1 protein-coding gene is annotated in these 579 nt (G+C 65.1%); it reads right to left on the bottom strand.

The genetic code is table 11. From position 1 onward, the window contains the following. Positions 1–579: Ig-like domain-containing protein (locus VD17_RS32860; protein ID WP_046057117.1), on the bottom strand; the 579-nt coding region annotated here is incomplete at both ends.

The following is a 579-nucleotide window of genomic DNA, read 5'->3' as shown; positions in this document are numbered from 1 at the left end:
ACGGTCACGTCGCTGTCGCTGGCCGCGCTGATGCAGCTGTTGATCACGTCGATGGTGATGGTGGTGGTGCTTTGGTCACCGTCGGCATCGCGCACGGTGTAGGTGAACACGTCGGTCGCCCCGGGGTCGCTCACGGCGTTCGGGTTGCTGTGGTACACGGCGTTGCCGTTGGCATCCAGCGTCAGGTAACCGTAGGTGCCATTGATCTGGCTGTTGAGGCCGCCGATGGCCGAGGTCGAGGTGTCTGAGCCGGCCCGCACACCGACCACCGCGCCCCCTGCGGCGAGGCCATCGGCGCCGCCGATGTCGTTCCACAGCACGTTGCCACTGACCGTGCCGCCTTCGGCGACCGAGGTCTCGTCGGCATGGGCCGTCGGCTGATCATCGACGATTTTGACCACGATGGTGCTGGTGGTGCTGTTGCCCAAAGAGTCCGTGGCTTGGTAAGTAAAGCTTTCGCTCAGGGTGTTGGCGCCGTCGTTCGCATGCGGCGTCGTACTTGGCGCCGACGTCAGCGTGTAGGTGTAGGAGCCATCGGGATTGAGCAGGATCTGCCCGTAGGTGCCGGTGGCGCTGCCG

The sequence above is a fragment of the Pseudomonas fluorescens genome, assembly GCF_000968015.1.
Classification (GTDB): domain Bacteria; phylum Pseudomonadota; class Gammaproteobacteria; order Pseudomonadales; family Pseudomonadaceae; genus Aquipseudomonas; species Aquipseudomonas fluorescens_W.
The sequence above is the reverse complement of the archived record's forward strand: the minus strand, read 5'-3'. Positions and strand labels throughout refer to the sequence as shown.